Origin of the sequence: Streptomyces sp. NPDC050145 (assembly GCF_044460245.1) — a bacterium.
In the GTDB taxonomy this organism is placed as follows: Bacteria; Actinomycetota; Actinomycetes; order Streptomycetales; family Streptomycetaceae; genus Streptomyces.
Genome location: NZ_JBITJS010000011.1, coordinates 232,632 through 244,645, shown reverse-complemented (window position 1 = coordinate 244,645; position 12,014 = coordinate 232,632). Strand labels below are relative to the sequence as shown.

The following is a 12,014-nucleotide window of genomic DNA, read 5'->3' as shown; positions in this document are numbered from 1 at the left end:
CACGGAGCGTTGCCCTCCCTCCGGCCCTGACGAAAGGGCCGGAATCCCCCCATTCAGGAGCCGCACATGCATCGATCCCCCACACGTGCCCGGCGCCGCCGGGCGGGCGCGACCGCGCTCGCCCTGGGCGCCCTGACGCTCGGCGGCGTCGTCACGCTGCCCGCGCAGCCCGCCGCCGCCGACACGGGCGTGGCGAACGGCGATGTGATCGCCAACCTGTGGCAGTGGAACTGGAAGTCCGTCGGCAAGGAGTGCACGGACGTCCTCGACCCGGCCGGCTACGGCGCCGTCCAGGTCGCGCCGCCCGAGGAGTCCCTCAAGCAGCAGAACTTCTACTGGTGGGACGTCTACCAGCCGTACTCGTACAAGCTCGACAGCCGCTTCGGCAGCGCGGGCGACTTCAAGGACATGATCGACACCTGCCACGCGGCGGGCATCGAGGTCTACACGGACGCGGTCGTCAACCACACGGCCGCGCAGACCGGTACCGGGTACGCCGGCACCACGATCGGCGACCGCTACGACACCCCGGACTACGACCCGGCCGACAGCGACGACTGCAGGAAGACCATCGCCAACTGGTCCGACCAGTACGAGGTCCAGCACTGCGAACTGCTCGGCATGCCCGATCTCGACACGGGCGAGCAGGGCGTCCGCGACAAGATCGCCGGGTTCCTCAACACGCAGATCGACCTGGGTGTCGACGGCTTCCGCGTCGACGCCGCCAAGCACATCGAGACGGGCGACCTGAACGCGATCGTGGGCGCTCTGCACACCACGAAGGCGGGCGACGCCCCCTACGTCACGCAGGAGGTCTACCCGGGCAATCCGCCCGCCCTCGGGGACTACTACAACAACGGCGACGTCCTCGACTTCACGTACGCCGCCGCGATGAAGTCCCAGTTCCAGGGCGGCGACATCGCCAACCTTGCGTCGTTCGGCAGCAGTTGGGGGCTCGCCGACGAGGCGCACTCCAACTCCTTCGTCACCAACCACGACACCGAGCGCAACGGCTACTCGCTCAGTTACAAGGACGGCGCGACGGCGACGCTGGCCAACGTGTTCCAGCTGGCGCGCGGATACGGCCGCCCGTCGGTGTACGCCGCCTGGACCTTCGACCAGAGCGACCAGGCGCCGCCGAACGACGGAAACGGCTTCGTCACCGGCACGGACTGCGGCAGCGGCTGGGCCTGCGTGGACCGGGACGCGGCCGTGGCCGGGATGGTCGGCTGGCACAACGCGGTCGGGGACGCGGGCGTGGCGAACTGGCAGTCCCCCGCCGGGAACGTCATCGGCTTCGGCCGTGGTGACAAGGGCTTCGTCGCGCTCAACAACACGTCGGACGCCCACACGGCCACGTACACGACGGGTCTGCCCGACGGCACGTACGCGAACGTGATCGACGGCGGCGCGACCTCGGTCACCGTCTCCGGCGGCAAGGCCGAACTGACCGTGCCCGCGAAGGGCGCGATCGCCTTCCACGGCTAGCGGATCGGGAGATCGGGAGAGGGGGGCCGGTGCGGAGTGCACCGGCCCCCCATTCCCTGTCCAGCTGTCCTACGCGGTGGCCCACCACACGGTCGTGTCGGCGGTCAGCTCGACCAGGCCGTCCGCGACCGTGACCGGCGCCGAGGCGAGGAGCACCCGGCCGGGGGCGGTGATGCGCACGGCGGTCCCGGTGGTGTTGACCGTGCAGGCGAAGCCCGGCCGGTCGAGCCGGAGGATGCCGGGCGGCACCTCTTCGTCCCAGGTCACGTCGGTGCCGGCGCCGAGGCCCGGCTCGTCGCGGCGCACGGCGAGCGCGGCGCGGTACAGCTCCAGGGTGGAGCCGGCGACACCGGTCTGCGCCTCGACGCTGAGCTCGCCCCAGCTCTCGGGCTGCGGCAGCCAGCTGCCCCCGCTGCCGAAGCCGTACGAGGATCCGGCGCGGGTCCACGGGATCGGCACCCGGCAGCCGTCGCGGTAGCCGTCCTGGCCCTGGGCGCGGAAGAACGACGGGTCCTGGCGCACCTCGTCGGGCAGGTCGGTGACGTCGGGCAGGCCGAGCTCCTCGCCCTGGTAGACGTAGGCGGAGCCGGGCAGGGCCAGCATCAGCAGGGTGGCGGCGCGGGCGCGGCGCAGGCCGAGCTCGCGGTCGCCGGGGGTGCGGATCTGGGTGCCGAGGCCCGGCGGGTTGGCGTAGCGGGTGGCGTGCCGGGTGACGTCGTGGTTGGACAGGACCCAGGTGGCCGGGGCGCCGACGGGGCGCATGGCGTCGAGCGAGCTGTCGATGATGCGGCGCAGCTCCTCGGCCTCCCAGGGGGCGCCCAGGTACTGGAAGTTGAAGGCCTGGTGCAGCTCGTCGGGGCGCACGTAGTTGGCGGTGCGCTCGACGGTCGGCGTCCACGCCTCGGCGACGAAGATGCGGTCGCCGTCGTACTCGTCCAGGATGAGGCGCCACGAGCGGTAGATCGCGTGGACGCCGTCCTGGTCGAAGAACGGCATGACGTCGTTGCCGAGCAGCTTGAGCTGGTCGTGGCCGCCGAGGTCGGGCAGGCCCTCGGCCTTGACGAGGCCGTGGGCGACGTCGATGCGGAAGCCGTCGACGCCCATGTCGAGCCAGAACCGCAGGATGGAGCGGAACTCGTCGGCGACCGCCGGGTGCTCCCAGTTCAGGTCGGGCTGCTCGGGGGCGAAGAGGTGCAGGTACCACTCGCCGTCGGGGAGCCGGGTCCAGGCGGGGCCGCCGAAGATGGACTCCCAGTCGTTGGGCGGCAGTTCGCCGTGCGGGCCCTTTCCGGGGCGGAAGTGGTAGCGCTCGCGCAGCGGCGAGCCGGGGCCCTCGGCGACGGCGCGCTTGAACCACTCGTGCTGGTCGGAGGAGTGGTTGGGCACGAGGTCGACGATGACCCGCAGGCCGAGCCCGTGGGCGTCCCGGATGACGGCGTCGGCGTCGAGGAGGGTGCCGTACATGGGGTCGACGGCCCGGTAGTCGGCGACGTCGTATCCGCCGTCGGCCTGCGGGGAGGCGTAGAACGGGCTCAGCCAGACCGCGTCCACGCCCAGGTCGCGCAGGTACGGCAGGCGCTGCCGGATGCCTTCGAGGTCGCCGGTGCCGTCGCCGTCGCTGTCGGCGAAACTGCGCGGATAGACCTGGTAGATGACGGCGTCGCGCCACCAGTCCGCGGCCTCGCGGGTGGTCATGGCGCCGGCCGGTGCGGTGTCGGTGGGGTGCTGGCTCATGGTGTCCTTGCTGCGGGAAGGAGCTGGCAACTGGTCGGTCGTGGGTGGGGGTTCAGCCCTTGGTGCCGCCTGCCGTGAGGCCGGTGACCAGGTGCTTCTGGACAAGGTAGAAGAAGGCGGTGACCGGAATGGCGATCAACACCGCGGTGGCGGCCATCAGGTTCCACTGGGCGTCGTGCTCACTGATGAAGCTCTGCAGGCCCACCGCGAAGGTGTACTTGGAGTCGTCGAGCAGGAACGTGGACGCGAAGGGCACCTCGGCGAACGCCGTGATGAAGCTGTAGAACGCGGCGACGGCGATGCCCGGCTTGGCCAGCGGCAGGATGAGCCGCCAGAAGGTGCCGAAGGGGCTGAGCCCGTCGATCCGGCCGGCCTCGTCGATCTCGATCGGGACGGTGTCGAAGTAGCCCTTCATCAGCCAGGTGCAGTAGGGCACGATCGTGGTGCAGTTGACCAGGATGACGCCCTGGTAGGTGTCGATGAGGCCCAGCTCCGAGAAGATCTCGTACATCGGCACGATGAGGACGGCGATGGGGAACGCCTGCGTGAGCAGCAGCACCCACATCAGCGGCCGGTAGCCGGGGAAGCGCATGCGGGAGACCGCGTAGCCGGTCGTCGCGGCGAACAGGACGCCGACGAGCGTGGTGCCGAGCGCGATGATCAGCGTCGACTGCATCCACTGGAAGAAGTTGGTGTGCTGGAGCACCTGCGCGTAGTTGGAGAACGTCGCCTTGCCGGCGATGCCTCCCGGGTGCAGGTAGTCGTCCTTGTCCGGGCCGAAGGACAGGTAGACGAGCCAGACGATCGGGAACAGGGCGACGAGGCTCGCGATGCCGAGGACGCCGTGCGCGACCGCCTTGCCCAGCGGGCCGCGCTCGCCCCGGCGGCGCACCTTGGGTGCCTTGCCGGCCGGTCGGTCGTCCTCGGACGTGGTCGGTGCCGCGGGGATCTGCGGTGCGGTCGTGGTGCTCATGGTGGGGGCTCCTGCGGCGTCAGACGGCGAGCTGCTCATTGCGCTTCAACCAGCGGTAGTAGAAGGTCGTGAAGACGGTGAGGATCGACAGCAGCAGCACGCCGTAGGCGGCGGACTGGGCGAAGTCGCGCGGCTGCTGGCCGAAGCCGAGGCGGTAGGCCCAGGTGACGAGGATCTGGGCGTCCGGCGCCGTGTTGCCGAACAGCAGGAAGATGATCGCGAACTGGTTGAAGGTCCAGATCACGCCGAGGAGCACGACGGTGGAGCTGACCGACCTGAGGCCCGGCAGGGTGATGTGCCGGAAGCGCTGCCAGGCGTTCGCGCCGTCCATCTCGGCGGCCTCGTAGAGCGAGGAGTCGATGGACTGGAGTCCGCCGAGCAGCGAGATCATCATGAAGGGCACGCCGCACCAGGTGTTGACGAGGATCGCGGCGATCCGCTGGAACGTGGGGTCCTCGAGCCACTGCGGCTGCGGCAGGTGCAGCGAGCCGAGCGTGGCGTTGATGATCCCGGAGTCGGCGAGCATGATCCGCCACGCGAAGACGGTGACGAAGGTGGGCACCGCCCAGGGCAGGATGAGCAGCAGCCGGTACAGGGTGCGGCCGCGCATCTTCTCGTCGAGCAGCAGCGCGAGGCCGAGGCCGATGACGTAGTGCAGGGCGACGCAGACGGCCGTCCAGACGACGGTCCAGATGAAGTGGGACCAGAAGCGGTCGTAGGAGGCGGGGCCCCACAGGATGTCGGCGTAGTTGTCGAGGCCGATGAACTGGTACGTGGCGTCGATGTGGTTGACGCCGATGGTGCGCGCCGAGTTCAGGCTGTTGGCGTCGGTGAGCGTCAGGTAGAAGCCCCGTGCGAGCGGGTAGCCGACGAGGACGCCGAGCACGACGACGACCGGGGCGATCATCGCGTACGCGTACCAGTACTTGCGGTACGAGTCCTTGAGGCGCCGGATCGGTCCGGGGCGCGGCGGGCGGCTCTGGGTGGCCGGTCGGTCGACGGCGAGGGTCATGCGGGCACCTTCTGCATGGGGCGGGGCGGTTCGACGCCGGTCCGCGCCCTCCCCCTTCGGGGCGCGAACCGGCCACTTGCGCTACGGGACCGCCGGGGTCAGTACTGGACCGCCGGGGTCACTTGGTGAAGCCGGGGACCAGCTTGGTGAAGGCGGTCTCCAGGTTGCCGAGGCCCTTGTCGAGGGACTCCTTGCCGGTGGCGACCTTCGGGAGCTCCTGATCCATCGGCGTCCACAGCGAGCTGTACTCGGGCAGCTCGGGGCGCGGCTGGGCGGCGGGGAGCACCTTCTGGTAGCCGGCGATGCCCGGGTCGGCGGTGACCTTCGCGGTGTACGCGTCCTCGCGGGTGGGCAGCGTCGAGTTCTTCAGGGCGATCTGCTCCTGCGTCTTCGCGGAGGTCATCCACTTGACGAACTTGAGCGACGCTTCCTGGTGGGCCTTGTCGGAGCCCGCGTAGACGGACAGGTTGTGTCCGCCCGTCGGAGCGCCCGCCTTGCCGCTGGAACCGGCCGGGACGGTGGCGATGCCGAGGTTCGCCTTGTCCTTGAACGCCGAGCCCTTGTAGAAGTTCGTGATCTCCCAGGGGCCCTGGACGATCGCGGCGACCTTGCCGCTGACGAACGCGTCCTGGATGTGGGCGTAGGCGTCGGCGGTGGCGTCGGCCTTGTGCAGGCCCTTGCCGTCGAACATGCCCTTCCAGGTGGTCAGGCCCTTCTTGGCGGCGGCGGAGGAGATGGTGATCTTCTTGCCCTGGGCGTCGACGGTGTCGGTGCCCTCGCCGAAGAGGAACGGCTGGGCGTAGTAGCCCGCGGTGGAGGCCCAGTAGCCGTCGACGCCGGTCTTGTCCTTGACCTTGGCCGCGTCGGCCTTCAGCTCCTCCCAGGTGGTGGGCGCCTCGGTGATGCCCGCCTTCTCGAAGAGCGCCTTGTTGTAGACGAGGGCCAGGGTGTCGGTGACCAGCGGCACGCCGTAGGTCTTGCCGTCGAACTGGGCCTGCTTGATCAGGCTCGGCTGGAACTTGTCCTTCTCGGCGAGGGCCTCGGTGCCGTCGAGCGGCAGCAGGTAGCTCTTCTTCGCGAACGCGGGCGTCCAGCCGACCTCGGCACGCAGCACGTCCGGGGCGCCGCTCGCGCCGGCGGCGGTGTCGAACTTGTTCTGCGCCTGGTCGAAGGGCACGTTGGTGTACTTGACCTTGATGCCGGGGTTCGCCTTCTCGAACTCCTTGGCCAGGGCCTTGTACGTGGGGGCCTCGTTCGTCGCGTTCGAGGTGTCCCACCAGGTGATGGTGACCGGGCCCGACGCCTTGCCGCCGTCCTCGTCACTTCCGCCGCAGGCCGTCGCCGCGAGTGCGAGGGACGCCACCACCGCGGTGGCCGCTATGCCACGCCGCATGAGATCTCCTAGAGGGGTGTAAGCCCGTTTTGGCTCTGCCGACTGGGCCGCTGCGGCCGCCGGGCGACGTGAACGTAACAGCGCGGTAAGCCGTACGAAAGACCTTGCTGAAAAATTTTGCAGCCCGAGCTGCAAGCGTTATGCGGTTTGCCTGGTTTTGCTGCCAGTTGCCCGGCTGCAAGGCTCTGCAAGGTCTTGCCACGGAGCCGTCACACAGGGATCATCTGAGGTCTTGTCCTGTTGTTCTGCAAGGAGTGCGATGACGCAGCTGCCCGCACAGGCCGCCCGCCGGCCGGTGCCGTCCCCGCCCGCGACCGCCCGCCTGGCCGACATCGCGGCGCAGGCCGGTGTCAGCGAGGCGACGGTCAGCCGCGTGCTGAACGGGAAGCCCGGCGTCGCCTCGGCCACCCGGCAGTCCGTGCTCGCCGCCCTCGACGTGCTCGGCTACGAGCGGCCGGTCCGGCTGCGCCGCCGCAGCGAGGGCCTGGTCGGCCTGATCACGCCGGAGCTGGAGAACCCGATCTTCCCGGCGCTCGCGCAGGTCATCGGCCAGGCGCTGACCCGGCAGGGCTACACGCCGGTGCTCGCCACGCAGACTCCCGGCGGCTCCACCGAGGACGAGCTGACCGAGATGCTCGTCGACCGCGGGGTCACCGGCATCATCTACGTCTCCGGGCTGCACGCCGACACCACGGCCGACACCCAGCGCTACGAGCAACTGCGCGCCCAGGGCGTCCCGTTCGTGCTCGTGGACGGCTTCTCGCCGAAGGTGCGGGCGCCGTTCATCTCGCCGGACGACCGGGCCGCGATGCAGCTCGCCGTCACGCATCTCGCGGCGCTCGGGCACAACCGGATCGGGCTCGCGCTCGGCCCGAAGCGGTTCGTGCCGGTGCAGCGCAAGATCGAGGGCTTCGTGCGCGCGATGCAGGACCGTTTCTCTCTGGCGCCCGAAGACATCGAACGCGAGCTCGTCCAGCACTCCCTCTACACCCTGGAGGGCGGCCAGGCGGCGGCGTCCGACCTGCTCGACCGCGGCTGCACCGCGATCGTGTGCGCGAGCGACATGATGGCGCTCGGCGCGATCCGCGAGGCGCGCCGGCGGGGCCTGGAGGTCCCGGACGACGTGTCGGTGGTCGGCTTCGACGACTCGCCGCTGATCGCGTTCACCGACCCGCCCCTGACGACGGTACGCAAGCCGGTCCAGGCCATGGGCCAGGCCGCGGTCCGCGCCGTCCTGGAAGAGATCGGCGGAACGCCCACCCCGCACACCGAGTTCGTGTTCATGCCGGAACTGGTGGTGCGCGGCTCGACGGCATCCGGGCCCGGGGTCACGGGGCGGTCCTGACAGGGCGGTCCTGACGGGCGGGTCCTCACGCAGCCCGGCCCTTACCGGCGGGTCCTGACGGCGCGGTCCTGACCGGGCTGCGTGACCGGGCTTTATGGCCCGGCTTGCTGACACCGAGCTGTCTGATGGGTCTTCCTGACCGAGCTGCCCCGACCGGGCGTCCCGACACCGGACTCCCTGACAGGGCTGCCTGGCCCGTCCCCATGACCCGGCTGCCGGACCGAGCAGCTTGGCCCTGCTTGCCCGGCCAGGCTCTGTGACCGCACTTCCTGACCGAGCTGCCCCGACCGGGCGTCCCGACACCGGACTGCCTGACGGGGCTGCCCGCCAACTCGGCTTCCGGGCCGGTCTCCCCCGCCAAGCTGCCTGACCGCGCTCCCTCGCCGGGCTCCCTGGCCGGGCAGGCGCATCGGGCCATTGGTACAGTCGGCGGCGTCCGACCCGTACCACCTGCCACCTTGCCGTAGGGAGCACACCGCCAATGGCCGTGGACCAGCTCGACACCCGGATTCTGCGGCTGCTCCTGGAGCAGCCGCGGACGAGTGTGCGTGAGTACGCGCGGATCCTCGGGGTCGCCCGGGGCACGCTCCAGGCCCGGCTCGACCGCCTGGAGCGGGACGGGGTGATCACGGGCACCGCCCCGACCCTCTCCCCCGCCGCCCTCGGCCACCCGGTGCTGGCGTTCGTGCACATCCAGGTCACCCAGGGGCATCTCGCCGACGTCGGCGACGACCTGGCGGGCGTGCCCGAGATCATCGAGGCGTACTCGATCACGGGCGGCGGCGACCTGCTCGCCCGGGTCGCGGCGCGCGACGCGGGGCATCTGGAGGACATCGTGCAGCAGCTCAACCGGCTGCCCGGAGTCGTCCGCACCCGCACCGAGGTGGCGCTGCGCGAGCGGGTCCCGCACCGGGTGCTCCCGCTGGTCGAGGCGATCGGACGCGCGGCCGCCGAGCGCAGGTGATCCGGGCCGCCGGTTCCTGCATGCTGGAAGACATGAGCGACCACCTGCCCGCGTACCGGCTCGGCACCACGGCCGTCGTCTTCGATCTGGACGGCACCCTCGTGGACAGCGAGCCCAACTACTTCCGCGCGGCGATCGGCACGCTCGCCCGGTACGGCGTCACGGACTTCACCTGGGCCGACCACGAGAAGTACGTCGGCATCTCCACGCTGGAGACCATCGGGATCTGGAAGCGGCGCTACGGCATCACGGCGCCCGCGGACGAGCTGCTCGCCGACATGAACGCCCGCTACCTGGAGCTGGCCCGCGCCGAGACGCACGTGTTCCCGCAGATGCGCTTGTTCGTGGAGCACCTGCACGCGGAGGGCGTGCCGATGATCGTCGCCTCGGGTTCGTCCCCGGAGACCATCGACGCGATCCTCGCGGGCACGGGGCTCACCGGGCTGCTGTCGCGGTACGTGTCGGCGGACGAGGTGGAGCACGGCAAGCCGGCCCCCGACGTGTTCCTGGAGGCGGCCCGCCGCCTCGGGGTGGCGCCGGGGCACTGCGTGGTCCTGGAGGACGCGGCGCCGGGGGCCGCGGCGGCGCACGCGGCGGGCATGCGCTGCATCGCCGTGCCGTACGTCGCCGCGCAGGCCGGCGACCCCGCGTTCACCACGGTGGACCTGCTGTTCAAGGGCGGTCAGGAGGAGTTCACGGCGCGGGCCGCGTGCGAGTGGCTCGAGCGCTCAGCTCCGTCTTCCTGATCTTCCCGGTGGGCGTGAGCGGCAGCTCGGGGACGACCTCGACGACCTGCGGGATCTTGTAGCCGGCCATGGTCGTGGCGGCCCACGCGCGCAGCGCCTCGCCGGTCAGCGCGGAGCCCTCGGCGACCCGTACGAACGCGTGGGGGCGCTCGCCGCTGTCCGGGTCGGGCACGGCGACGACCGCGGCGGCGAGCACCTCGGGGTGCTGTCCGAGCAGCGTCTCGACCTCGGTCGGGAAGACGCTCATGCCCTTGACCTTGATCATGTCCTTGTTGCGGCCCAGGTAGTGCAGGCAGCCGTCCTCGTCGAGGGCGCCGATGTCGCCGGTGTGCAGCCAGCCGTCACGCAGGGCGCTCCCGGTGGCGGCGGGCGCGCGCCAGTAGCGGGTGAGGACGGAGGGGCCGCGGACGACGATCTCGCCGCGCTCACCGATCGGCAGCGGGTCCCCCGTGACGAAGTCGACGACCATGAAGTCGGTGCCGGGCACCGGCAGTCCGCAGAAGACGGGGTCGCTGACCAGGTCGTGGTCGCCGTCCTGGAAGCCGAGCGTGTTCGTGTCGCTGGTGTGCGTCTCGGTCATCCCGTACGAGGCCTCGCGCAGGACGCTGTGCTCGCCGACGGCCGCCCTCCAGCGGGCCCGGATGTCGGGGGTGAGCTTGCGGATGAAGGACACGGTGAGCGGGGCGGTCAGCGTGGACAGGTCGTGCCGGTCCAGCTCGGGGTGGTCGAGGAGTTCGAGGTAGTTCTCGACCGTGCCGGCGAGCGTGGTGACACCGTGCTCGCCGATGGCGCGCAGCACGGCGCCCGCGTTCCAGCGGGTCAGGAGCACGCTGGTGCCGCCGGAGACGAGCGGGGCGAGGATGCCGAGGTTCTCGCCGGCGATCCAGAAGACCGGCAGGTAGCAGAGGGAGACGATGCGCTCGGTGCGGGCGGCGGGGTCCGCGGCGCGGCCGTTCTCGATGGCGGTGGCCGTGTAGACCATGTGCCGCTGGGTGTGTTCGCAGCCCTTGGGCATGCCGGTGGTGCCGCCCGTGTAGTTGAGGGCGGCGAGCGCGTCGAGGTCGTCGGCGATCGGTTCGTGCCGGGCGTGCGCGGTCGCGGCGGGCCAGTCGGCGTCGGCGAGGACGGTGCGCACCGGGGTGTCGGCGCGCACCTCGTCGAGGACGGGCAGCAGCGGGTCGTGGGTGACGACGACCTCGGGGGCAGCGTCGGTCAGTTCGTGCCGCAACTCGGCGGCGCGGAACATCGGGTTGACGGGCACGTGCACGGCGCCGAGGCGCAGCACGGCGAGCATCGTCACGACGAAGCGCGCGCCGTTGGGCAGGAAGACCCCGACGCGGTCGCCGGCCCGTACACCCTCGTCGTGCAGCCGGCCGGCCACCCGGGCGGACAGGTCGTCCAGCGTGCGGTAGTCGAGCGTGCCGTCGTCGGTGACCAGGGCGGGGCGGTCGGGGTGGAGCCCGGCCCAGCGGGATATGTGGGCGGGGACGGTGAGCTCGCCCGCGGGGTGGACGGTGCGGGCCGGCTGGCGGCCCGCGCGGGACTTCGCCTGCCGTGCGCGCAGGTCGTTCAGGTACGCCTCGACGTGTGTGCCGGTGGTCAACGTGCGGCTCCCTACTCATGGTGTGCTGCTACTGCTGCGGTGCTGCTCCGATGCCGAGAAGGTGCAGGTACATGGCGGTCACGTCGCGGACCGCGTCGTCGCGGGCGGCCGGCCGCTCGGCGACGAGCCGGGCGAACTCCACGCTCATGCCGCCGACCGCGCGGGACAGGGTGAGCGGGTCGACGACGGGGTGGGCGAGCCCCTGGGCGGCGACGCGGCGCACGTAGCGCGCGGCGCGGCGCACGGGACGCTCGCGGATCTCCTCCCACAGCTCCCGCACCTCGGTGTCGGTGCGCGCCTGCTGCTCGATCAGGGAGAGCAGCGGCAGGTGGTGGGCGTAGGCGGTGATGAAGGCGGCGGTGGAGGCGGCGGCGACGGCCGGTACGTCGTCGGTGTCGACGCCCGGCACGTCCTGCGCGGCGAGGAACGTGTCCCGCACCCGCGCCGCGAGCACCCGGAACACCTCGTCCTTGGAGGCGAAGTACACGTAGAAGCCGGCCCGGGAGACCTCGGCCTCGACGGTGATGTGGGCGATGGTCGCCGGGCCGTGGCCGAGGCGCGCGAACACGGTCTCGGCCGCGTCGAGGAGCCGGCCCCGGGCCGGTGCGTCCGTGCGGTCGCGGGCCGTGCGGGTCGCCCATTCCTGCTGCGTCTGCTGTCTGCGTGCCACGAGGCCCAGAGTATTGACGTTGACGTCAATGTCAATGAAGCTGACGGACATCCGTCCACAGCCGTCCGTCCGACCACGACTCATTC

10 protein-coding genes are annotated in these 12,014 nt (G+C 71.1%); 4 read left to right on the top strand and 6 right to left on the bottom strand.

What is annotated here, in order from left to right:
- Positions 1–66 precede the first annotated feature (66 nt).
- Positions 67–1,488 (top strand): alpha-amylase family protein, encoded by a 1,422-nt coding sequence (locus tag ACIBTU_RS23510; protein ID WP_399128320.1) that lies wholly within the window; start codon positions 67–69, stop codon positions 1,486–1,488.
- Between the two features lie 69 nt (positions 1,489–1,557).
- On the opposite strand, the gene ACIBTU_RS23505 is transcribed toward ACIBTU_RS23510, so the two are convergent.
- From ACIBTU_RS23505 to ACIBTU_RS23490, 4 genes are all read right to left on the bottom strand, one after another.
- Complete coding sequence (locus ACIBTU_RS23505) at positions 1,558–3,222, bottom strand: glycoside hydrolase family 13 protein (RefSeq protein ID WP_399128319.1); 1,665 nt, start codon at positions 3,220–3,222, stop codon at positions 1,558–1,560.
- A gap of 52 nt (positions 3,223–3,274) precedes the next feature.
- Complete coding sequence (locus ACIBTU_RS23500; protein ID WP_399128318.1) at positions 3,275–4,195, bottom strand: sugar ABC transporter permease; 921 nt, start codon at positions 4,193–4,195, stop codon at positions 3,275–3,277.
- A 19-nt stretch (positions 4,196–4,214) separates the two neighbouring features.
- Positions 4,215–5,207 carry a carbohydrate ABC transporter permease gene (locus tag ACIBTU_RS23495; protein WP_399128317.1) on the bottom strand — a complete coding sequence of 331 codons (993 nt, stop codon included), beginning with the start codon at positions 5,205–5,207 and terminating at the stop codon, positions 4,215–4,217.
- 118 nt (positions 5,208–5,325) lie between these two features.
- Complete coding sequence (locus tag ACIBTU_RS23490; RefSeq protein WP_399128316.1) at positions 5,326–6,600, bottom strand: extracellular solute-binding protein; 1,275 nt, start codon at positions 6,598–6,600, stop codon at positions 5,326–5,328.
- Positions 6,601–6,859: 259 nt separating this feature from the next.
- Between ACIBTU_RS23490 and ACIBTU_RS23485 the strand changes: the two genes are divergently transcribed.
- The 3 genes from ACIBTU_RS23485 to ACIBTU_RS23475 all read left to right on the top strand — a co-directional run bounded on the left by ACIBTU_RS23485 (position 6,860) and on the right by ACIBTU_RS23475 (position 9,655).
- Positions 6,860–7,945, top strand: a complete 1,086-nt coding sequence (locus ACIBTU_RS23485) for a LacI family DNA-binding transcriptional regulator (protein WP_399128314.1) — start codon at positions 6,860–6,862, stop codon at positions 7,943–7,945.
- A gap of 481 nt (positions 7,946–8,426) precedes the next feature.
- The gene (locus tag ACIBTU_RS23480) at positions 8,427–8,909 is read left to right on the top strand and encodes an Lrp/AsnC family transcriptional regulator (RefSeq protein WP_399128313.1); all 483 of its coding nucleotides are present in this window, start codon (positions 8,427–8,429) and stop codon (positions 8,907–8,909) included.
- A gap of 32 nt (positions 8,910–8,941) precedes the next feature.
- Positions 8,942–9,655 carry an HAD family hydrolase gene (locus tag ACIBTU_RS23475; protein ID WP_399128312.1) on the top strand — a complete coding sequence of 238 codons (714 nt, stop codon included), beginning with the start codon at positions 8,942–8,944 and terminating at the stop codon, positions 9,653–9,655.
- Here ACIBTU_RS23475 and ACIBTU_RS23470 read toward each other — a convergent pair.
- Positions 9,603–11,258 carry an AMP-binding protein gene (locus ACIBTU_RS23470; protein WP_399128311.1) on the bottom strand — a complete coding sequence of 552 codons (1,656 nt, stop codon included), beginning with the start codon at positions 11,256–11,258 and terminating at the stop codon, positions 9,603–9,605. The genes ACIBTU_RS23475 and ACIBTU_RS23470 overlap by 53 nt on opposite strands.
- 28 nt (positions 11,259–11,286) lie before the next feature.
- The gene (locus tag ACIBTU_RS23465) at positions 11,287–11,928 is read right to left on the bottom strand and encodes a TetR/AcrR family transcriptional regulator (protein WP_399128310.1); all 642 of its coding nucleotides are present in this window, start codon (positions 11,926–11,928) and stop codon (positions 11,287–11,289) included.
- Positions 11,929–12,014: the final 86 nt, after the last annotated feature.